The sequence below is a fragment of the Pseudomonas sp. D5(2026) genome, assembly GCF_057766845.1.
Map to the genome: position 1 here is coordinate 1,502,757 of NZ_CM173421.1, position 21,513 is coordinate 1,524,269.

The window sequence follows — 21,513 nt, forward strand, 5'->3', positions numbered from 1 at the left end:
CGCTGCGCCACGAGCGCGGTGGGTCCGATTCCGTCACAGATAAAAACAATGCAGGTGACTTCGTTCATGAGTGGACAAAACATGCATTCAGGCGAGCTAAAGCGGGGCCTGAAGAACCGCCATATCCAGTTGATCGCCCTCGGCGGTGCGATTGGTACCGGCCTGTTCCTCGGCTCGGCAGGCGTGATGAAATCCGCCGGCCCGTCGATGATCCTTGGCTACGCCATCTGCGGCTTCATCGCCTTCATGATCATGCGCCAGCTGGGTGAAATGATCGTCGAAGAGCCGGTGGCCGGCTCGTTCAGCCATTTCGCCCACACCTACTGGGGTGGTTTCGCCGGCTTCCTGTCGGGCTGGAACTGCTGGGTGCTGTATATCCTGGTGGGTATGTCGGAGCTTTCGGCGGTCGGCAAGTATGTCCACTACTGGTGGCCGGAGATCCCCACCTGGGTCACGGCGGCAGCCTTCTTCGTGCTGATCAACGCCATCAACCTGATGAACGTGAAGTTCTTCGGTGAAGCCGAATTCTGGTTCGCCATCATCAAGGTGGTCGCCATCGTCAGCATGATCGGCCTGGGTGCCTACCTGCTGACCAGTGGCAGCGGCGGCCCTGAAGCCACCGTGGCCAACCTGTGGTCACACGGCGGCTTCTTCCCCAATGGTGTCAGCGGGCTGGTAATGGCCTTGGCTTTCATCATGTTTTCCTTTGGTGGCCTGGAAATGCTCGGCTTCACCGCCGCCGAGGCCGACAAGCCAAAGACCGTGATCCCCAAAGCGATCAACCAGGTCATCTACCGCATCCTGATCTTCTATGTCGGTGCCCTGGTGGTACTGCTGTCGCTGACCCCGTGGGACACCCTGGTCGCCAGCATCGACGCCTCGGGTGGCAGCTATGGCAGCAGCCCGTTCGTGCAAGTGTTCTCGCTGCTGGGCAGTGACGTGGCTGCCAACCTGCTGAACTTCGTGGTGCTGACTGCTGCGCTGTCGGTGTACAACAGCGGCACCTACTGCAACGCCCGCATGCTGCTGGGTATGGCCGAGCAGGGCGATGCCCCGGCGGCGCTGGCCAAGGTCGACAAGCGTGGTGTGCCAGTGCGTTCGATCCTGGTGTCGGCAGCCGTGACCCTCGTTGCCGTGCTGCTGAACTACCTGATGCCGCAAAACGCGCTGGAACTGCTGATGTCGCTGGTCGTGGCCACCCTGGTCATCAACTGGGCGATGATCAGCTACTCGCACCTGAAGTTCCGTCAGCACCTTGACCGTACCGGCCAGAAGCCCCTGTTCAAGGCGCTGTGGTACCCGTACGGCAACTATGTGGTGCTGGCCTTCGTGGTGCTGATTCTCGGCATCATGCTGATGATCCCGGGCATCCAGGTGTCGGTGTATGCGATCCCGGTGTGGCTGCTTGCGATGTTCGTGGTGTACATGGTCAAGTCGCGTCGCCGGGTTGATGCGGGCGGTGCTGTTGAGACTGTGGCCAAGTAAGGCGCCATAGGCGGTATGTGAAAACCCGGAGTCAGGTGACTGGCTTCGGGTTTTTTGTTATCTGTGTGGGCCCTTTTGCGGGTGAACCCGCTCCTACAGGTACAGCGTTGCCCTCAAGTCAGGTGATCCCGCCAAAAATCAGATCTGCTCCAGCAACCAGCCTCTGAATGCCCGCAACGACGGCAGCGCCTCATTCCTCGGCGGGTAGATCAGGTAGTAACTGCGCTGGCTGGCAAACGCCACGCCCGGGCTGTACAGCTCTCCCTTGGCCAGTTCCTCCTCCACCAATATGCGCGGCACCAGCCCGATCCCGATCCCGGCACGTACCGCCTGGATCAGGTGCGAGGTCAGCTCGAAGCTAGGCCCCAGCCGCATCGCACGATGCGGCAAGCCATGATGGGAAAACCACTCGCCCCACGCATGCGGGTTGTTGGCCACATTCAGCAGCACCTCTTCGCTGATCCTGGCCGGGCTCCAGCCCTGGCTGTCGGCGCCGGCCTCTGGCGGCAAGATCACTACCAGTTCTTCGGCATGCAGGCGATGGCAGACAAGCCCCGGCAGGTCGTGGCTGGCCACACCGATGGCGGCATCGATTTCGCTGGTGTCGAAGTTGATGGTTTCAATGCGTGAATGAATGTGCACCAGCATGCCCGGGTGAGCGCTGTAGAACGCATGCAGCCTCGGCAACAGCCATTTCGAGCCGAATGTTGGCAGGGTAGCCAGGCGCAAGGTGCCCACCCCCGATTGATAGGCCAGTGCCTGCAAGGTAGCGCTGCGGATGCGCCCCAGTGCCTCGCTGAGCTCGCGCTGGTACAGGCGGCCGACATCGGTCAGTTGCACCTGGCGCCCCTCGCGACGGAACAGTGTCAGGCCCAACTGCTGCTCCAGGGCCTGTACCTGGCGGCTGACCGCGCTTTGGGTCAGCGACAGTTCGGCGGCGGCGCGGGTGTAGCTTTCATGCCGGGCGGCGGCCTCGAAAGCCAGCAGCAGTGACATGGATGGGGTCAGGTGGCGGTAATTCATTCATAAAAGTCATTGATAGCGGCAGGATTATCCGTTTGCCCCTGACGCGAAACTACAGGAACATTGGCCTATACGTCATCCCTGCATGCTTGAACCCATGCTGGAGCGACAGGTATCCCGTGATCTAGCCAATATCAAGAGGCCATCCTTCGATGATCGCCCAGCTGTCCACCGTTGCACCGAGCGCCAATTACCCCGAATTCCTCGAAGCCCTGCGCAACAGCGGCTTCCGTGGTCAGATCAGTGCCGACTACGCAACCCGCACGGTATTGGCCACCGACAACTCGATCTACCAGCGTTTGCCGCAGGCGGCGGTATTCCCGCTGGATGCCGACGATGTGGCACGGGTCGCCACGCTGATGGGCGAGCCGCGCTTCCAGCAGGTCAAGCTGACCCCGCGCGGTGGTGGCACCGGCACCAACGGCCAGTCGCTGACCGACGGTATCGTCGTCGACCTGTCGCGGCACATGAACAACATTCTCGAAATCAACGTGCAAGAGCGCTGGGTGCGGGTACAGGCCGGTACGGTCAAGGACCAGCTCAATGCTGCGCTCAAGCCGCACGGGCTGTTCTTCGCCCCTGAGCTGTCCACCTCCAACCGCGCCACGGTCGGCGGCATGATCAACACGGATGCCAGTGGCCAGGGCAGCTGCACCTACGGCAAAACCCGCGACCACGTGCTGGAGCTGCACAGCGTGCTGCTCGGTGGCGAACGCCTGCACAGCCTGCCGATCGACGATGCCGCGCTGGAGCAGGCCTGCGCCGCGCCGGGCCGGGTCGGTGAGGTGTACCGCATGGCCCGGGAAATTCAGGAAACCCAGGCCGAACTGATTGAAACCACCTTCCCCAAGCTCAACCGTTGCCTGACCGGCTACGACCTGGCGCACCTGCGCGACGAGCAGGGCCGCTTCAACCTCAACAGCGTGCTGTGCGGCGCCGAGGGCTCGCTGGGCTACGTGGTCGAAGCCAAACTCAACGTGCTGCCGATTCCCAAGTATGCGGTGCTGGTCAACGTACGCTACACCAGCTTCATGGATGCGCTGCGCGATGCCAATGCGCTGATGGCGCACAAGCCGCTGTCGATCGAGACGGTCGACTCCAAGGTGCTGATGCTGGCGATGAAAGACATCGTCTGGCACAGCGTTGCCGAGTACTTCCCGGCGGACCCCGAGCGCCCCACGCTGGGCATCAACCTGGTGGAGTTCTGCGGCGACGAACCGGCCGAGGTCAACGCCAAGGTGCAGGCGTTCATCCAGCATCTGCAAAGCGACACCAGCGTCGAGCGCCTGGGCCACACCTTGGCCGAAGGCGCCGAGGCAGTCACCCGCGTCTATACCATGCGCAAGCGCTCGGTGGGCCTGCTGGGTAACGTCGAAGGCGAAGTGCGCCCGCAGCCGTTCGTGGAAGACACCGCGGTACCGCCAGAGCAATTGGCCGACTACATCGCCGATTTCCGCGCACTGCTCGATGGCTACGGCCTGGCCTATGGCATGTTTGGCCACGTCGATGCCGGCGTGCTGCATGTGCGCCCGGCACTGGACATGAAGGACCCGGCGCAGGCTGCGCTGGTCAAGCCGATTTCCGACGCCGTTGCCGCGCTGACCAAGCGTTATGGCGGCCTGTTGTGGGGTGAGCACGGCAAAGGCCTGCGCTCGGAATACGTGCCCGAGTACTTCGGCGAGCTGTATCCGGCCTTGCAGCGCCTGAAGGGCGCCTTTGACCCGCACAACCAGCTCAACCCGGGCAAGATCTGCACACCGCCGGGCAGCGCCGAGGGCCTGACCCCAGTCGATGGTGTGACCCTGCGCGGCGACCTTGACCGTACCATTGACGAGCGCGTTTGGCAGGACTTCCCCAGCGCCGTGCACTGCAACGGCAATGGCGCCTGTTACAACTATGACCCCAACGACGTCATGTGCCCGTCGTGGAAGGCTACCCGCGAACGCAAGCATTCGCCCAAGGGCCGCGCCTCGCTAATGCGCGAGTGGCTGCGCCTGCAGGGCGAGGCGAACATTGATGTGCTGGCTGCGGCGCGCAACAAGGTGTCGTGGCTCAAGGGCCTGCCGGCGCGTCTGCGCAACAACCGCGCGCGCAACCAGGGCCAGGAAGATTTCTCCCATGAAGTGTACGACGCCATGGCCGGCTGCCTGGCGTGCAAGTCGTGCGCCGGGCAGTGCCCGATCAAGGTCAATGTGCCGGACTTCCGCTCGCGCTTCCTCGAGCTGTACCACGGCCGCTACCAGCGCCCGCTGCGTGACTACCTGATCGGCTCGCTCGAGTTCACCATCCCCTACCTGGCGCACGCACCGGGGCTGTACAACGCGGTGATGGGCTCGAAGTGGGTGAGCCAACTGCTGGCCGACAAGGTGGGCATGGTCGACAGCCCGCTGATCAGCCGCTTCAACTTCCAGGCTACCCTGACCCGTTGCCGCGTTGGCATGGCCACGGTGCCGGCCCTGCGCGAGCTGACCCCGGCCCAGCGCGAGCGCAGCATCGTGCTGGTGCAGGACGCCTTCACCCGCTACTTCGAAACGCCGCTGCTGTCGGCCTTCATCGACCTTGCCCACCGCCTGGGCCACCGGGTATTCCTGGCGCCGTACAGCGCCAACGGCAAGCCGTTGCACGTACAGGGTTTCCTTGGCGCGTTTGCCAAGGCAGCGATCCGCAACGCCACGCAGCTCAAGGCCCTGGCCGACTGCGGCGTGCCGCTGGTGGGGCTGGACCCGGCGATGACGCTGGTGTATCGCCAGGAGTATCAGAAAGTGCCAGGCCTGGAGGGTTGCCCGAAGGTGCTGCTGCCGCAGGAATGGCTGATGGATGTGCTGCCCGAGCAGGCGCCTGCCGCACCAGGCAGCTTCCGCCTGATGGCGCACTGCACCGAGAAGACCAACGTGCCGGCCAGCACCCGGCAGTGGGAGCAGGTGTTCGCCCGTCTAGGGCTGAAGCTGGTGACCGAGGCCACGGGTTGCTGCGGTATGTCCGGTACCTATGGGCACGAAGCTCGCAACCAGGAAACCTCTCGGGTCATATTCGAGCAGAGCTGGGCGACCAAACTGGACAAGGAAGGGGAGCCGCTGGCGACCGGTTACTCGTGCCGTAGCCAGGTCAAGCGCATGACCGAGCGGAAGATGCGTCACCCGCTTGAGGTGGTGTTGCAGTACGCTCAGCGCTAAGTTTCAGGGCCTTGGGGGCTGCTTTGCAGCCCTTCGCGGTACGGGGATCGTGCAAACCAGGCGGGCGGGGTTGCCCGCGAAGAGGCCGTCAGCGGCTTTCAGGCTTCTGTTGTACGGTCCCTGCCACGGCGCGCCTGGCGGTACAGATAGAGGCTCAACACCAACCCGCACGCTGCCGCAGCCGCCGCGAACAGAAACATCGAAGCAAAGCCGAACCCCGCCGCCACCGCACCGACCAATGGCCCGGTCACCCCCAGTGACAAGTCGATGAACAGCGAATAAGCCCCCACCGCCGCCCCGCGGTTAGCTGCCGACACTTGGTTCACTGCCTCCACGCCCAACGCCGGAAACACCAGCGAAAAACCAAACCCGCTCAGTGCAGCCCCCGCCAAGGCCAGTTCGGCGTTGGGTGCCAGCCACAGCATCAACAGCCCGAGCATTTCCACCGAAAGGCAGGCGATCGCCACCCTGAAGCCACCGATGCGATTGATCAGGTTGCCAAAGAGCAGTCGTGCGCTGATGAAACTGGCGCCGAACAGGCTCAGGGTCAGTGCCGCATTGGCCCAGCCACGGCTTGCGTAGTACAGGGTGATGAAGGTGGCGATGGTGCCAAAGCCAATCGAACCCAGGGCAAGCCCCGAGCCATGCGGAAATACCTTGCCCAGCACCCGCAGGAACGGCAGGCGTATACCGCTGACGATGGGGGCGGCTTGCTTGGGCCAGGCCAGCAGCAAACCGAGTACGCACAGCAGGATGATGCTCACACCCATGCTCCACAGCCCGAGGCCTTTGACCATCAGCACACCCAGTGGGGCGCCGATGGCCAGCGCACCATAGCTGGCGATGCCGTTCCAGGAGATGACCTTGGCCGTGTTTGCGGCACCCACCCGGCCAATGCCCCAGCCGATCGCACCCGAGCCTACCAGGCTTTCGGCGCTGCCCAGCACCAGGCGGCCGATCAGCAGGCAAGCCAGGCTCAGCCAAGGCAGATGGGTGAGAAAGGCGCAGGCCAGCATGAATACCCCGCTGAGCCCGCAGCCGGCCAGGCCATACATGACCGCCTTCTTGCTGCCGTGGTTATCGATGATGCGGCTGGCGCCAGGGCGGCTGAGCAGGGTGGCCAGGTACTGCACGCTGATCACCAGGCCGGCGACCACGGCACTGAACCCCAGGTCGTTGTGCACATAGCCGGGCAACACGGCCAGAGGGATGCCGATGTTCAGGTAGCCGATGAAGGTGAACAGGACGATGGAGACGACTTGCCCAGTGACGGCAAGGGGCGTGGGACTGCGTGCTGGCATTGGGGATCCGTTGCTGCGGTAAGAATGGCGGTGTGTGCCGCCATCTTAACCACAGCAAGGGTGTTTGCGGGCGCAGCTGTCAGCCTGTAGTCAGTTGGTGTAATCGAGCATCCAGGTCACACTGAACTCGGCTTGCGAGTAATCCAGCCGCAAGCGCGGCAGGACGAAGCCGGCCCATCGGGTGAACATGGACGAATGCAGCAGGGCGTCGAGCGCTTGAGCGGCTGGCGCATTTCTGCCTCTTTGCGGTAGGAGGCGCGAGTCTGTGTGGGGTAGGGGCGGGGCAGGTGGTAGTGGGTTGTTACGACGTTGATTTTAGACGGTGTGAAAACGTGATGACGGGGGTAGCCCGCAGGTCAGCCGTTTTCACACAGCCGGGGATGCGCAGTTATTCCTGGTCAGCGCTGGATTGATCGTCACCATCCTGCTCGGCGGCAGGTGCCGGTTCGGCGTGAACGGTCACGGATGGCTCTTCTGGGTTCAGGCTTGGGAAGGGAAGATTCGGGATTTCATGCATCTCGTCGTTCCTCGCAAGTGTGAGTGAAAAGTCTGCGCCAGGCGCGTTTGGAGCTTCAAAAAGCTGGGGCAGGATACACAAGTCTGGATGACAGTTTGGTTTTTTTCCTGGTCGCTTGTCGGTTTTGCGGGCGAACAACGCACAAATGCCCGATGAAAAAAGGGGCCGCTGGCCCCTTTCGGTTGATTACTTCCGGCCTTCAGCCGTTTCCGCCACCTTGTCAGTGCGTGCGCACATGATGAAGTCGTTGCGGTGCAGGCCTTTGATCGAGTGGCTCCACCAGGTCACGGTGACTTTGCCCCATTCAGTCAGCAGCCCTGGGTGGTGGCCTTCGGCCTCGGCGATTTCGCCCACGGCATTGGTGAACGCCAGGGCGTGCTTGAAGTTCTTGAACAGGAACACGCGCTCCAGCTCCATGTGGCCGTCACGTACTTCGATGTTCCAGTCCGGGATTTCGCGGATCAGCTCGGCCAGCTCTTCGTCGGTGACTTTCGGGGCATCGGCGCGGCAGGCTTCGCAATGGGCTTGGTTCAAGGCATTCATGAGGTGTTTTCCGGTTCGAGTTGTTATCGGCAAAGTCGCTCAGGCAGCGACTTTGGGTGGAAACTTCGGTGCATGCAGACCCAGCTGCATGGCTTTGTGGACCATGCCCATGATGTCTTCGTGGGCCAGGTCGAACAGGCGCTTCATGTTCGGCAGCACGAAATACACCGGTTGCAGAATGTCGATGCGGTAGGGCGTACGCATGGCCTCAATCGGGTCGAAGGCCTGGTGCTCAGGCTCGTCGGACAGACTGTAGACGGTCTCTTTCGGGGACGAGAGGATGCCACCACCATAGATTTTGCGGCCTTGCGCGGTTTCCATCAGGCCAAACTCGATGGTCATCCAGTACAAGCGCGCCAGGTACACACGTTGTTCCTTGGTCGCGGCCAGGCCGAGCTTGCCGTAGGTGTGGGTAAACTCGGCGAACCAAGGATTGGTCAGCAGCGGGCAGTGGCCGAATATCTCGTGGAAGATATCCGGCTCTTGCAGGTAGTCCAGCTCTTCCGGGGTGCGGATGAAGGTGGCGACCGGAAAGCGCTTGCTGGCCAGCAGCTCGAAGAAGGTCTGGAAGGGGATCAGCGCCGGTACCCGGGCAACCTGCCAGCCGGTGGTGGCGCCCAGCACCTTGTTGATCTCGCCCAGTTGCGGAATGCGGTCATGCGGCAACTTCAGCTGGTCGATGCCGTCCAGGTATTCCTGGCACGCACGGCCTTCGATCACTTTCAGCTGTCGGGTGATCAGGGTGTTCCACACCGCATGCTCTTGCTGCGGGTAATCGATAAAACCATGCGCATCGGGCTCGCGTGCCACGTATTGCGTCTGTTTCATGAGGCTCTCCTGGTGAGGGCTTTTCTTGTTATGTGCAGGACATGCCTAAAGGAATATCCCTTCACCAGCGGTTTTGCACGGGGGCGGGCTTCGGCCGCGAAGGGTGCTGATGTGGGTTTTCGTAACGATAATTTTACAAAACCCGGCAAGTGTCGGAAAATTCGAGGCATCTGGCTGGTGGAAACCTTGTTTTTGTCAGCTTATCTTTACGACTTTTCTGCGCGGTGTTGAAAAACATTGGCGCTTCGAGAGCCCTCATGCGTATCAAAGTCCATTGCCAGAACCGCATTGGCATCCTGCGCGACATCCTCAACCTGCTGGTGGAGTACGGCATCAACGTGCTGCGCGGCGAGGTGGGCGGTGACCATGGCAACGCCATCTACCTGCATTGCCCGAACCTGATCAACCTGCAATTTCAGGCCCTGCGGCCGAAGTTCGAGGCGATTGCCGGGGTATTCGGCGTCAAGCGCGTGGGCCTGATGCCCAGCGAACGCCGGCACATGGAGCTGAATGCGTTGCTGGGGGCGCTGGACTTCCCGGTGTTGTCGATCGACATGGGCGGCAGCATCGTTGCCGCCAACCGTGCAGCCGCGCAGTTGCTTGGCGTGCGTGTTGATGAAGTGCCGGGCATGCCGCTGGCGCGCTATGTAGAAGACTTCGACTTACCGGAACTGGTTCGGGCCAACAAGTCGCGCATCAATGGCTTGCGCATCAAAGTCAAAGGTGATGTGTTCCTGGCCGATATCGCACCGCTGCAGTCCGAGCACGATGACAGCGAGGCGCTGGCCGGCGCGGTGCTTACCCTGCACCGCGCCGACCGGATCGGCGAGCGTATCTACAATGTGCGCAAGCAAGAGCTGCGCGGCTTCGACAGCATCTTCCAGAGCTCGCGGGTGATGGCTGCGGTGGTGCGTGAAGCGCGGCGCATGGCGCCGCTGGATGCACCGTTGTTGATCGAGGGCGAAACCGGTACCGGCAAAGAGTTGCTGGCGCGTGCCTGCCACCTGGCCAGCCCGCGTGGCCAGTCGCCGCTGATGGCCCTCAACTGCGCCGGGCTGCCCGAATCGATGGCCGAGACCGAGCTGTTCGGTTACGGCCCTGGGGCATTTGAAGGGGCACGCGCCGAAGGCAAGCTGGGGCTGCTGGAGTTGACCGCTGGCGGCACGCTGTTCCTTGACGGTGTGGGGGAGATGAGCCCGCGCCTGCAGGTAAAGCTGCTGCGCTTTTTGCAGGACGGCTGCTTCCGTCGGGTAGGTAGCGATGAAGAGGTCTACCTGGATGTACGGGTGATTTGTGCAACCCAGGTGGATTTGTCCGAGTTATGTGCCCGTGGCGAGTTTCGCCAGGACCTGTATCACCGCCTCAACGTACTGTCGCTGCACATTCCGCCTTTGCGCGAGTGCATGGATGGCCTGGAGGGGTTGGTGCAGCATTTTCTTGATCAGGCCAGTCGGCAGATTGGTTGCGCCATGCCGCGCCTGGCGCCGGCGGCAATGGACAAACTTGGGCAGTATCACTGGCCAGGTAATGTAAGGCAGTTGGAAAACGTCTTGTTCCAGGCCGTTTCGTTGTGTGACGGCGGCGTGGTTAAAAGCGAGCATATTCGTTTGCCGGATTATGGCGCGCGGCAACCGTTGGGCGAGTTTTCGCTGGAAGGGGACCTTTCGCAAATTGTAGGGCGTTTTGAAAAGGCGGTGCTGGAAAGTTTGATGGGAGAGTTTCCCAGTAGTCGGGCTTTGGGAAAAAGACTGGGTGTTTCGCACACGACGATTGCCAACAAGTTAAGGGATTATTCCTTGGGCAAGTCGACTGATTAAATGGCTGTAAGTTAATAGCCTGTTAATCGGGTGGTGAATGCTTCGCGGGTTCACCCGCGAAGGGGCCCACAGGGCCCCCAATTCACAAGGTGTCAGCCGTTAGAGCAGCCGTTCCCCATCACACGGTATTCGAGAATGTGTCTCTGGCCCTTGGAGTCTTCATAGGTCATGCGGGCTGGCACGACTTCGCACACATTGGGCACTTCGCTCATGGAGATGACGCGGGCGATGTCCAGGTGCTGCGAGTAACTGTACTGTTCAACCGGAATCTGCTCGGCATCTTTTGCTTCACCGGCCATCGCCGCGCCGCAAAGACTGCCAAGTACCAATACCAGTAAAGCTTTCATTTTCTATTTACCTGTCTAAGGTCGTGAGGGGGCACGCGGCGCTTATGGCGCCGCGAGTACAGCGAGTTTTAACTATCGGGATTAGAGGGAGATTAACGCTTGCCTTCGTGGGGGCTGTTACCAGTTGTTAATCGCCTAGCCGTTGCTGGCGAGATGAATTTTATGGCGGTGGCCAATGCTGAAACAGTGGGTGTTTTGATAAAGTGTTTTGACAGAATCTGTAACAATCCTGTGCCAAAGCCCCTCGTTTTTCTCCGAAGGGGCTGTAATGCCCGCGCCAGAGCGCTTTGCCGGAACGGGAGTACCAAATTACTACCAACGTCGAATGGCTTTTGTCGCTCTGGTACAGTTACAAACGGTTCCATACAAAAACAACTATTACACCGAGGTAACACAGATGAGTGCGGCTCCACTGTATCCCGTTCGTCCCGAGGTTGCGGCCACTACCCTGACCGACGAGGCCACCTACAAGGCCATGTACCAGCAATCGGTGATCAACCCGGACGGCTTCTGGCGCGAGCAGGCCCAGCGTATCGACTGGATCAAGCCGTTCACCAAGGTCAAGCAGACCTCCTTCGACGACCACCATGTCGATATCAAATGGTTCGCCGACGGCACTCTGAACGTTTCCTCCAACTGCCTGGACCGCCACCTTGAAGAGCGCGGTGATCAGGTGGCCATCATCTGGGAAGGTGACGACCCTTCCGAGCACCGCAACATCACCTACCGCGAGTTGCACGAGCAGGTCTGCAAGTTCGCCAACGCCCTGCGTGGCCAGGATGTGCACCGCGGTGACGTGGTCACCATCTATATGCCGATGATCCCTGAAGCTGTGGTCGCCATGCTGGCCTGTGCCCGTATTGGTGCGATTCACTCGGTGGTGTTTGGTGGCTTCTCGCCCGAGGCGCTGGCTGGTCGCATCATCGACTGCGAGTCCAAGGTGGTGATCACTGCCGATGAAGGCGTGCGTGGTGGTCGTCGTACCCCGCTCAAGGCCAACGTCGACCTGGCGCTGACCAACCCTGAAACCAGCAGCGTGCAGAAAATCATCGTGTGCAAGCGCACCGGTGGCGACATTGCCTGGCACCAGCATCGCGACATCTGGTACGAAGACCTGATGAAAGTGGCTTCCAGCCACTGCGCACCCAAAGAAATGGGTGCTGAAGAGGCGCTGTTCATCCTTTATACCTCCGGCTCCACCGGCAAGCCGAAGGGCGTGCTGCACACCACAGGCGGTTACCTGGTTTACGCCGCGCTGACCCATGAGCGCGTATTCGATTACCGCCCGGGCGAGGTGTACTGGTGCACCGCCGACGTCGGTTGGGTCACCGGCCACAGCTATATCGTCTACGGCCCGCTGGCCAACGGCGCCACCACCTTGCTGTTCGAGGGCGTGCCGAACTACCCGGACATTACCCGCGTATCGAAGATCGTCGACAAGCACAAGGTCAACATCCTCTACACAGCGCCAACTGCCATTCGCGCCATGATGGCTGAAGGGCAGGCAGCTGTTGAGGGCGCCGACGGTTCCAGCCTGCGCCTGCTGGGGTCGGTGGGTGAGCCGATCAACCCTGAGGCCTGGAACTGGTACTACAAGACCGTAGGCAAGGAACGTTGCCCGATCGTCGACACCTGGTGGCAGACCGAGACCGGCGGCATCCTGATCAGTCCGTTGCCTGGCGCCACGGGTCTCAAGCCGGGGTCGGCAACCCGTCCGTTCTTCGGGGTGGTGCCGGCACTGGTCGACAACCTGGGCAACTTGATCGACGGTGCTGCCGAAGGCAACCTGGTGATCCTTGATTCCTGGCCGGGTCAGTCGCGTTCGCTGTACGGCGACCACGATCGCTTCGTCGACACCTACTTCAAGACCTTCCGCGGCATGTACTTCACCGGCGACGGTGCGCGCCGTGACGAGGATGGTTACTACTGGATCACCGGCCGTGTGGATGACGTGCTCAACGTGTCCGGCCACCGCATGGGGACTGCCGAGATCGAAAGCGCCATGGTCGCGCACTCGAAGGTTGCCGAGGCTGCAGTGGTTGGCGTGCCGCATGACATCAAAGGGCAGGGCATCTATGTGTATGTCACCCTCAATGCTGGCATCGAGGCCAGTGAGCAATTGCGCTTGGAACTGAAGAACTGGGTGCGCAAGGAGATTGGACCGATTGCTTCGCCGGATGTGATCCAGTGGGCGCCGGGGCTGCCGAAGACCCGCTCGGGCAAGATCATGCGCCGCATCCTGCGCAAGATTGCCACCGGTGAATACGACGCGCTGGGCGATATCTCGACCTTGGCCGACCCGAGTGTGGTGCAGCACCTGATCGACACACACAAGGCGATGAGCCTGGCTTCGGCCTAACCCCTCCCCGGCAATACCCCCTGTAGGAGCGGGCTTGCCCGCGAATGCGTCAGTTCAGGCTAAGCTGTACCCTGACCTCACGCATTCGCGGGCAAGCCCGCTTTTTCATTGTTACCCGACAATCATCGGTAACTGTTCTGTCACCGGCCCCGCACAGGTTCGGGGCGCGAGGAAACAATTCCGGCCCGTTTCGGTGCGTCGGGGTCGCCATTTTGTGCATCGCGGCACGCTACACTTGCCGTCGTACAAGGCTTTGCCAATAATAGGCCCAGGAATTGCTAGGTCTATAGGTTCTATTTCTTGCGCCATTGCATATTCTGCACTGGCTGTCAACATCGCCCGCGGCGGTTTCAGGCGCTTCTATAAGTAGTTGTCGCTTTGAAGAAATATCGACTACCGGGCTGTCGTTAAAATGCCACTCACTCGCTCGTGGTATGCGGCCTTGGTCGAACCCTGCGCGGCTCGCGTTGTACTCATTCGCATATCGGGCAGCCGTTACCTGCCTTGTATTGCCCCGTACCGATGGAGTTACCTGATGAAGAAGCTCGCACTGCTTGGCGCCCTGGCGCTGTCTGTGTTTTCCCTGGTGTCGCAGGCTGATGAAAAACCGCTGAAAATCGGTATCGAAGCTGCTTACCCACCCTTCGCCTTCAAGCAACCTGACGGCAGCATTGCCGGCTTTGACTACGATATCGGCAACGCCCTGTGCGAAGAGATGAAAACCAAGTGCACCTGGGTTGAACAGGAATTCGACGGCCTGATCCCGGCGCTGAAAGTGCGCAAGATCGACGCCATCCTGTCGTCCATGTCGATCACCGATGACCGCAAGAAGTCGGTCGACTTCACCAAGCGCTACTACCTGACTCCGGCGCGCCTGGTCATGAAGGACGGCACCACTGTCAGCGATAGCCTTGACGAACTGAAAGGCAAGAAGATCGGCGTGCAGCGCGGCTCCATTCACGACCGCTTCGCCAAGGAAGTGCTGGGTGCCAAAGGTGCCACCGTGGTGCCTTACGGTACCCAGAACGAAATCTACCTGGACGTCGCAGCTGGCCGCCTCGACGGCACCGTGGCTGATGCCACCCTGCTGGAAGACGGCTTCCTCAAGACGGACGCTGGCAAGGGGTTCGCGTTCGTAGGCCCTGCCTTCACCGACGCCAAGTACTTCGGTGACGGTATCGGTATCGCCGTACGCAAGGGTGACAAGGCCAATGTCGACCGCATCAACGCGGCTATCGACGCCATCCGTGCCAACGGCAAGTACAAAGAAATCGAGAGCAAGTACTTCAATTTCGACATCTACGGTCCAGACTCGAAGTAAGACGTCGGGTTTCACCTGTGCAATGGTGCAAACAGCAGAGGCTCTGGGGTTTGCACCATTTTTCATTCTCTAGGTCGAGGACCTCATCATGTTGAAAGGCTACGGGGCAGTCATCCTCGACGGGGCGTGGCTGACGCTACAGCTCGCCCTGTCGTCGATGGCCCTGGCCATCGTACTCGGCCTGATCGGTGTGGCGCTGCGTTTGTCGCCAGTGCGCTGGCTGGCCTGGCTGGGCGATCTGTATTCCACGGTGATCCGTGGTATTCCGGACCTGGTCCTGATCCTGCTGATCTTCTACGGCGGGCAGGACATCATCAACCGGGTGGCGCCGCTGGTCGGTTACGAAGACTACATCGACCTGAACCCGCTGGTTGCGGGTATCGGTACCCTGGGCTTCATTTTTGGCGCCTACCTCTCGGAGACCTTCCGCGGGGCCTTCCTGGGCATTCCCAAAGGCCAGGCCGAGGCGGGCGTGGCGTATGGCATGAGCCCTCGCCAAGTGTTCTTCCGCATCCAGGTGCCGCAAATGATTCGCCTGGCCATTCCGGGCTTCACCAACAACTGGCTGGTGCTGACCAAGGCGACTGCGCTGATTTCGGTCGTCGGCCTGCAGGACATGATGTTCAAGGCCAAGCAGGCGGCTGACGCCACCCGCGAACCCTTCACCTTCTTCCTGGCAGTGGCGGCGCTGTACCTGGTGTTGACCAGTGTCTCGCTGCTGGCTTTGAAGTATCTGGAGCGCCGCTACTCGGTGGGCGTCAAGGTGGCTGAACTATGATCTTCGACTACAACGTCGTCTGGGAAGCGCTGCCGATGTACTTCGGCGGCCTGCTGACCACCCTGAAGCTGCTGGCAATTTCGCTTTTCTTCGGCCTGCTGGCAGCCATTCCGCTGGGCCTGATGCGGGTATCCAGGCAGCCGGTGGTCAACCTTGCTGCATGGCTGTACACCTACGTCATCCGTGGCACGCCGATGCTGGTGCAGTTGTTCCTGATCTACTACGGCCTGGCCCAGTTCGAGGCGGTGCGCGAGAGTATCTTCTGGCCGTTGCTGTCCAGTGCCACCTTCTGCGCCTGCCTGGCGTTCGGCATCAATACCAGTGCCTATACCGCCGAAATCATTGCCGGCAGCCTCAAGGCCACGCCGCATGGCGAGATCGAGGCCGCCAAGGCCATGGGCATGTCGCGCATGAAAATGTACCGCCGCATCCTGCTGCCCTCGGCACTGCGTCGGGCGCTGCCGCAATACAGCAATGAAGTGATCATGATGCTGCAGACCACCAGCCTGGCGTCGATCGTTACCCTGATCGACATCACCGGTGCTGCGCGCACGGTCAATGCCCAGTATTACCTGCCTTTCGAGGCCTACATCACGGCGGGCGTGTTCTACCTGTGCCTGACCTTCATCCTGGTGCGCCTGTTCAAGATGGCCGAACGCCGCTGGCTCGGCTACCTGGCGCCGCGCAAGCACTGACCGCTCTGTGAGAATCGACAGCATGTACAAACTCGAAGTCCAAGACCTGCACAAGCGCTACGGCAGCCACGAAGTGCTCAAGGGTGTGTCGCTGGCGGCCAAGGCCGGCGACGTCATCAGCATCATCGGCTCCAGCGGTTCGGGCAAGTCGACCTTCCTGCGCTGCATCAACCTGCTGGAGCAGCCGCACGCCGGCAAGATCCTGCTCAACAACGAAGAGCTGAAACTGGTCGCCGGCAAGGATGGCGCGTTGAAGGCTGCCGACCCGCGTCAATTGCAGCGGATGCGCTCGCGCCTGTCGATGGTGTTCCAGCACTTCAACCTGTGGTCGCACATGACAGCGCTTGAGAACATCATCGAAGCGCCGGTGCACGTGCTGGGCGTGAACAAGAAGGACGCCCTGGAAAAGGCCGAGCACTACCTGGCCAAAGTCGGCGTCGCCCACCGCAAGGATGCCTTCCCCGGGCATATGTCGGGTGGTGAGCAACAACGTGTGGCAATTGCCCGCGCGCTGGCCATGGAGCCGGAGGTCATGCTGTTCGACGAGCCAACCTCGGCGCTCGACCCTGAGCTGGTGGGTGATGTGCTCAAGGTAATGCAGGCGCTGGCCCAGGAGGGGCGGACCATGGTGGTGGTGACCCATGAAATGGGCTTTGCCCGCGAGGTGTCCAACCAGTTGGTGTTCCTGCACAAGGGCCTGGTGGAAGAAACCGGCTGCCCGCGTGAAGTGCTGGCCAACCCGCAGTCGGAGCGCCTGAAGCAGTTCCTCTCCGGCAGCCTGAAGTAAAAGCTGCATTTTTGCACCAGAATAGGGCATGCTGCGCGGCGAGCGCAGCCTGACCCGGCGCACAGACTCGAACGACCTCAGGTTTCGGACCGTACCCTATGACCACCCAGCGAATCGGTTTTCTCATCTGGCCCAGCACCAGGCCCTTGACCCTGGCATTGGCCGAGGAAGTGTTGCTGGTGGCGCAGCGGGTGCATCCGGATGTGGTCTACGAGTTGGTCTTCCTGCAGGCCGAGCCTGCGCAGGAAGGCGCCTGGCGTCTGCCGGGCGAGCCGTGGCTCGGCCGTCTGGAGGGTTGCCACAAGCTATTTCTGCTGGCCGACGAGCCGCCAGCGGCAATGGGGGCTGCCTTCTCAACGGCGCTCAAGCAGCTGGCGCGCAGTGGCTGCCTGATCGGTGGCCTGTCGGCGGGGGTATATCCGCTGGCAATGTTGGGCCTGCTCGATGGTTACCGGGCAGCCGTGCACTGGCGCTGGCAGGATGACTTTGCCGAGCGCTTCCCCAAGGTCATCGCCACCAGCCACCTGTTCGACTGGGATCGCGACCGTCTGACTGCCTGCGGCGGTATGGCTGTGACCGACCTGCTGCTGGCGGTGCTGGCGCGCGATCACGGGGCTGAGCTGGCTGGGGCAGTGTCGGAAGAGCTGGTGGTGGAGCGCATCCGCGAGGGTGGCGAGCGTCAGCGTATCCCGCTGCAGAACCGCCTGGGTTCGAGTCATCCCAAGCTGACTCAGGCTGTGTTGCTGATGGAAGCCAACATCGAAGAGCCGCTGACCACCGACGAAATTGCCCAGCATGTGTGCGTATCGCGTCGGCAGTTGGAGCGTATCTTCAAGCAGTATCTGAACCGCGTTCCCAGCCAGTACTATCTGGAGTTGCGGTTGAACAAGGCGCGGCAGATGCTGATGCAGACCAGCAAGTCGATCATTCAGATCGGGCTGTCCTGTGGCTTCTCCTCGGGGCCGCATTTTTCCAGTGCCTACCGTAACTTCTTTGGCGCCACGCCGCGGGAAGACCGTAACCAGCGACGCAGCAGCAGCCCGTTCGAGTTGAGTTCGGCGCCGGCTGAAAAAGGCTGACATTTTGGGTGGGTTCGGGGTGTAGGCCTTGAGGTTGGTGGTGGGGCGCAAATCGAGCGCCGCCCGCGCGGCGCATCGCGAGCGAAGCTCGCTCCTACATTTGTTGCAACGTGGCCAGGCCTGTGAGGCCATGGTTGTCAGCCTTGTTTGTAAGGCTCAAGCCATGCACAAAGGCTGGCAACCATGGCGTAACAGGCTCGGCACTGAGTTGAGTTCGGCGCCGGCTGAAAAAGGCTGACATTTTGGGTGGGTTCGGGGTGTAGGTCTTGAGGTTGGTGGTGGGGCGCAAATCGAGCGCCGCCCGCGCGGCGCATCGCGAGCGAAGCTCGCTCCTACATTTGTTGCAACGTGGCCAGGCCTGTGAGGCCATGGTTGTCAGCCTTGTTTGTAAGGCTCAAGCCATGCACAAAGGCTGGCAACCATGGCGTAACAGGCTCGGCACTGAGTTGAGTTCGGCGCCGGCTGAAAAAGGCTGAGATTTTGGGTGGGTTCGGGGTGTAGGCCTTGAGGTTGGTGGTGGGGCGCAAATCGAGCGCCGCCCGCGCGGCGCATCGCGAGCGAAGCTCGCTCCTACATTTGTTGCAACGTGGCCAGGCCTGTGAGGCCATGGTTGTCAGCCTTGTTTGTAAGGCTCAAGCCATGCACAAAGGCTGGCAACCATGGCGTAACAGGCTCGGCACGTTGCAACAAATGTAGGAGCGAGCTTCGCTCGCGATGCGCCGCGCGGGCGGCGCTCGATCTCCCCGTCAACACATCAACATCGCCAAACATCCCGCCTCCCTCAATCCTGTGTGAACACCCGTTCACCCAGCCCCCTCTCTCCCGTACACTGCGCGATTGCGACAGTGTTTGTCGCATTGCCGAAAGCCTTGTCAAAACTGGGTTTTGCGCTGTAACAAGTTGTCGCTTGGCCGCAAGGACAGGCGCGGATCAGTCCTTACAATCCCCCCATCGCTCGCCACTTCCAGGCCAGCGTTCCTCTTCAGGAGACTCAGATGTCCGTTGAGCAAGCCCCGGTGCAACGTGCCGATTTCGACCAGGTGATGGTCCCCAACTATTCTCCGGCGGCCTTCATTCCTGTGCGAGGCGAGGGTTCCCGCGTCTGGGACCAGTCGGGTCGCGAGTTGATCGACTTTGCCGGCGGCATCGCGGTCAATGCCCTGGGCCACTGCCACCCGGCACTGGTCAAGGCCCTGACTGAACAGGCCAACACCCTCTGGCACGTTTCCAACGTGTTCACCAACGAGCCGGCCCTGCGCCTGGCCCACAAGCTGGTGGACGCCACCTTTGCCGACCGCGCGTTCTTCTGCAACTCCGGCGCCGAGGCCAACGAGGCCGCTTTCAAGCTGGCCCGTCGTGTGGCGCATGACCGCTTCGGTCCGCAAAAGCACGAAATCATCGCCACCGTGAACAGCTTCCACGGCCGCACCCTGTTTACCGTCAGCGTGGGTGGCCAGCCAAAGTACTCCGATGGCTTTGGCCCGAAGATCACCGGTATCAGCCATGTGCCGTACAACGACCTGGAAGCGTTGAAGGCACAGATTTCCGACAAGACCTGCGCCGTGGTGATCGAGCCGATCCAAGGCGAGAGCGGCGTGGTGCCGGCCGACAAGGCCTACCTGGAAGGCGCGCGCAAACTGTGTGACGAGCACAACGCTCTGCTGATCTTTGACGAAGTGCAGACTGGCGTGGGCCGTACCGGCTCGCTGTATGCCTACCAGCACTACGGCGTGACCCCGGACATTCTGACCAGTGCCAAGAGCCTGGGCGGCGGCTTCCCGATTGGTGCCATGCTGACCACCACCGAGCTGGCCAAGCACCTGGCCGTTGGCACCCACGGCACCACCTATGGCGGCAACCCGCTGGGCTGCGCCGTTGCCTGCGCGGTGCTGGATGTGGTCAACACCCCGGAAACCCTGGCCGGTATCAAGGCTAAGCACGAGCGCTTCAAAACCCGCCTGGAGCAGATCGGCCAGAAGTACAACCTGTTCAGCCAGGTGCGTGGCGTCGGCCTGCTGCTGGGCTGCGTCTTGACCGAGGCCTGGAAAGGCAAGGCCAAGGACGTGCTCAACGCTGCCGAGAAAGAAGGCGTGATGGTGCTGCAGGCCGGCCCGGACGTTGTCCGCTTCGCCCCAAGCCTGGTGGTTGAAGACGCCGATATCGACGCAGGCCTGGACCGCTTCGAGCGCGCTGTGGCCACACTGACCAAAGGCTGATCCGCCAACGGTCCTTTCGCCGGCCTCAGCCCAGCCTCGGCACGAGGCCGATCCGGGCCGGCGATACCCGATTCCAGTGCAGGTGCCTGGGTGCCTGCCGTTTTTTCGTGCCGCTGTGAACGGCCCGTATTCCAAAGGAGTGACACCATGCTGGTGATGCGCCCCGCGCAAATGGCTGATCTGAACGACGTGCAGCGCATGGCTGCAGACAGCCCCATTGGTGTCACCTCGCTGCCGGACGACACCGCTCGTCTCGGCGACAAGATTGCCGCCTCCGAGACATCCTTCGCCGCCGAGGTCAGCTTCAACGGCGAAGAGAGTTATTTTTTCGTGCTCGAAGACAGCGAAACAGGCAAGTTGGCCGGTTGCTCAGCCATCGTCGCTTCGGCCGGCTACTCCGAGCCGTTCTACAGTTTTCGTAACGAAACATTCGTGCACGCCTCGCGCGAGCTGAAGATACACAACAAGATCCATGTGCTGTCGCTGTGTCACGATCTGACTGGCAACAGCCTGCTGACCAGTTTCTATGTAGCACCGGAACTGGTGAACAGTGGCTGGGCCGAGCTCAATTCGCGTGGTCGACTGCTGTTCATGGCTGCGCACCCGGAGCGCTTCGCCGATTCGGTGGTAACCGAGATCGTCGGCTTCAGCGACGAGCAGGGTGAATCGCCGTTCTGGGATGCTATCGGCCGCAACTTCTTCGACCTCAACTATGCCGACGCCGAGCGCCTGTGCGGCCTGAAGAGCCGTACCTTCCTCGCCGAGCTGATGCCGCATTACCCGATCTACGTGCCGTTGCTGCCAGACCTGGCGCAGGAAGCCATGGGCCAGGTACATCCGCGGGCACAGATCACCTTCGACATACTCATGCGCGAAGGCTTCGAGACCGAGCACTACATCGACATCTTCGACGGCGGCCCGACCCTGCATGCGCGCACCTCTGGCATCCGCTCGATCGCTCAGAGCCGGGTGGTCCCGGTGAAGATCGAAGAGGCCCCGGTCAAGGGTGGGCGCCCGTACCTGGTGTGCAACGGCCTGTTGCAGGACTACCGCGCGGTGTTGCTGGACCTGGACTGGGTGCCTGGCAAACCGGTCAGCCTGAGCGTGGCTGCAGCCGACGCGCTGGGCGTGGGCGAGGGCGCCAGCGTGCGCCTGGTCGCGGTTTGAGGTCTGGCAACAGACGTTTCGGGATTGATGCGTTAGCAGTGTTTTGCGCCGGCCGATGCCGCCGCACAAGGAGATAG

At 61.4% G+C, this 21,513-nt stretch carries 17 protein-coding genes; 11 read left to right on the forward strand and 6 right to left on the reverse strand.

Annotated elements, in window-relative coordinates; genetic code table 11:
* The first annotated feature begins 66 nt into the window (after positions 1-66).
* Entirely contained in the window at positions 67-1,485 is a 1,419-nt protein-coding gene (locus AC3B5Q_RS07045; protein WP_162149594.1) for an amino acid permease, read from the forward strand.
* 138 nt (positions 1,486-1,623) lie between these two features.
* Here AC3B5Q_RS07045 and AC3B5Q_RS07050 read toward each other — a convergent pair whose 3' ends face one another.
* The gene (locus AC3B5Q_RS07050) at positions 1,624-2,508 is read right to left on the reverse strand and encodes a LysR substrate-binding domain-containing protein (protein ID WP_021783450.1); all 885 of its coding nucleotides are present in this window, start codon (positions 2,506-2,508) and stop codon (positions 1,624-1,626) included.
* 152 nt (positions 2,509-2,660) lie between these two features.
* On the opposite strand from AC3B5Q_RS07050, the gene ydiJ reads away from it, so the two are divergent.
* A complete protein-coding gene (gene ydiJ / locus AC3B5Q_RS07055) occupies positions 2,661-5,681 on the forward strand; it encodes a D-2-hydroxyglutarate dehydrogenase YdiJ (protein ID WP_488392952.1) in 3,021 nt (1,006 codons plus the stop codon).
* A 98-nt stretch (positions 5,682-5,779) separates the two neighbouring features.
* Here ydiJ and AC3B5Q_RS07060 read toward each other — a convergent pair whose 3' ends face one another.
* The 4 genes from AC3B5Q_RS07060 to phhA form a co-directional block, all read right to left on the reverse strand.
* Positions 5,780-6,982, reverse strand: coding sequence for an MFS transporter (locus AC3B5Q_RS07060; protein WP_279934570.1), 1,203 nt, complete (start codon positions 6,980-6,982; stop codon positions 5,780-5,782).
* Between the two features lie 388 nt (positions 6,983-7,370).
* Positions 7,371-7,499: a hypothetical protein gene (locus AC3B5Q_RS07065; protein WP_021783454.1), complete on the reverse strand. Its 129-nt coding sequence runs from the start codon at positions 7,497-7,499 to the stop codon at positions 7,371-7,373.
* Positions 7,500-7,685: 186 nt separating this feature from the next.
* A complete protein-coding gene (locus AC3B5Q_RS07070; protein WP_003254532.1) occupies positions 7,686-8,042 on the reverse strand; it encodes a 4a-hydroxytetrahydrobiopterin dehydratase in 357 nt (118 codons plus the stop codon).
* A gap of 39 nt (positions 8,043-8,081) precedes the next feature.
* Positions 8,082-8,870, reverse strand: a complete 789-nt coding sequence (gene phhA / locus AC3B5Q_RS07075) for a phenylalanine 4-monooxygenase (RefSeq protein WP_003254528.1) — start codon at positions 8,868-8,870, stop codon at positions 8,082-8,084.
* Positions 8,871-9,127: 257 nt separating this feature from the next.
* On the opposite strand from phhA, the gene AC3B5Q_RS07080 reads away from it, so the two are divergent.
* Positions 9,128-10,687 (forward strand): sigma-54-dependent phenylalanine hydroxylase transcriptional regulator PhhR, encoded by a 1,560-nt coding sequence (locus tag AC3B5Q_RS07080; RefSeq protein ID WP_021783456.1) that lies wholly within the window; start codon positions 9,128-9,130, stop codon positions 10,685-10,687.
* A gap of 92 nt (positions 10,688-10,779) precedes the next feature.
* Here AC3B5Q_RS07080 and AC3B5Q_RS07085 read toward each other — a convergent pair whose 3' ends face one another.
* On the reverse strand, positions 10,780-11,034 hold the full coding sequence (locus AC3B5Q_RS07085; protein ID WP_021783457.1) for a DUF2790 domain-containing protein: 255 nt from the start codon (positions 11,032-11,034) through the stop codon (positions 10,780-10,782).
* A gap of 397 nt (positions 11,035-11,431) precedes the next feature.
* Here AC3B5Q_RS07085 and acs point away from each other — a divergent pair, with 397 nt between their 5' ends.
* The 8 genes from acs (at position 11,432) to aruF (ending at position 21,436) form a co-directional block, all read left to right on the forward strand.
* The gene (gene acs / locus AC3B5Q_RS07090; RefSeq protein WP_021783458.1) at positions 11,432-13,393 is read left to right on the forward strand and encodes an acetate--CoA ligase; all 1,962 of its coding nucleotides are present in this window, start codon (positions 11,432-11,434) and stop codon (positions 13,391-13,393) included.
* A 535-nt stretch (positions 13,394-13,928) separates the two neighbouring features.
* Positions 13,929-14,714, forward strand: coding sequence for an L-arginine-binding protein AotJ (gene aotJ / locus AC3B5Q_RS07095; protein WP_012051577.1), 786 nt, complete (start codon positions 13,929-13,931; stop codon positions 14,712-14,714).
* Positions 14,715-14,802: 88 nt separating this feature from the next.
* Positions 14,803-15,492, forward strand: a complete 690-nt coding sequence (locus AC3B5Q_RS07100) for an ABC transporter permease (RefSeq protein WP_021783459.1) — start codon at positions 14,803-14,805, stop codon at positions 15,490-15,492.
* On the forward strand, positions 15,489-16,187 hold the full coding sequence (locus tag AC3B5Q_RS07105; RefSeq protein WP_003254520.1) for an ABC transporter permease: 699 nt from the start codon (positions 15,489-15,491) through the stop codon (positions 16,185-16,187). Before AC3B5Q_RS07100 ends, AC3B5Q_RS07105 begins: the two co-directional genes overlap by 4 nt.
* Positions 16,188-16,209: 22 nt before the next feature.
* Positions 16,210-16,974: an ABC transporter ATP-binding protein gene (locus AC3B5Q_RS07110; protein ID WP_021783460.1), complete on the forward strand. Its 765-nt coding sequence runs from the start codon at positions 16,210-16,212 to the stop codon at positions 16,972-16,974.
* Between the two features lie 98 nt (positions 16,975-17,072).
* Entirely contained in the window at positions 17,073-18,053 is a 981-nt protein-coding gene (argR, locus tag AC3B5Q_RS07115) for a transcriptional regulator ArgR (protein ID WP_021783461.1), read from the forward strand.
* Between the two features lie 995 nt (positions 18,054-19,048).
* Complete coding sequence (locus tag AC3B5Q_RS07120) at positions 19,049-20,269, forward strand: aspartate aminotransferase family protein (RefSeq protein WP_021785132.1); 1,221 nt, start codon at positions 19,049-19,051, stop codon at positions 20,267-20,269.
* A 147-nt stretch (positions 20,270-20,416) separates the two neighbouring features.
* Complete coding sequence (gene aruF, locus AC3B5Q_RS07125; RefSeq protein ID WP_010955177.1) at positions 20,417-21,436, forward strand: arginine/ornithine succinyltransferase subunit alpha; 1,020 nt, start codon at positions 20,417-20,419, stop codon at positions 21,434-21,436.
* Positions 21,437-21,513 lie beyond the last annotated feature (77 nt).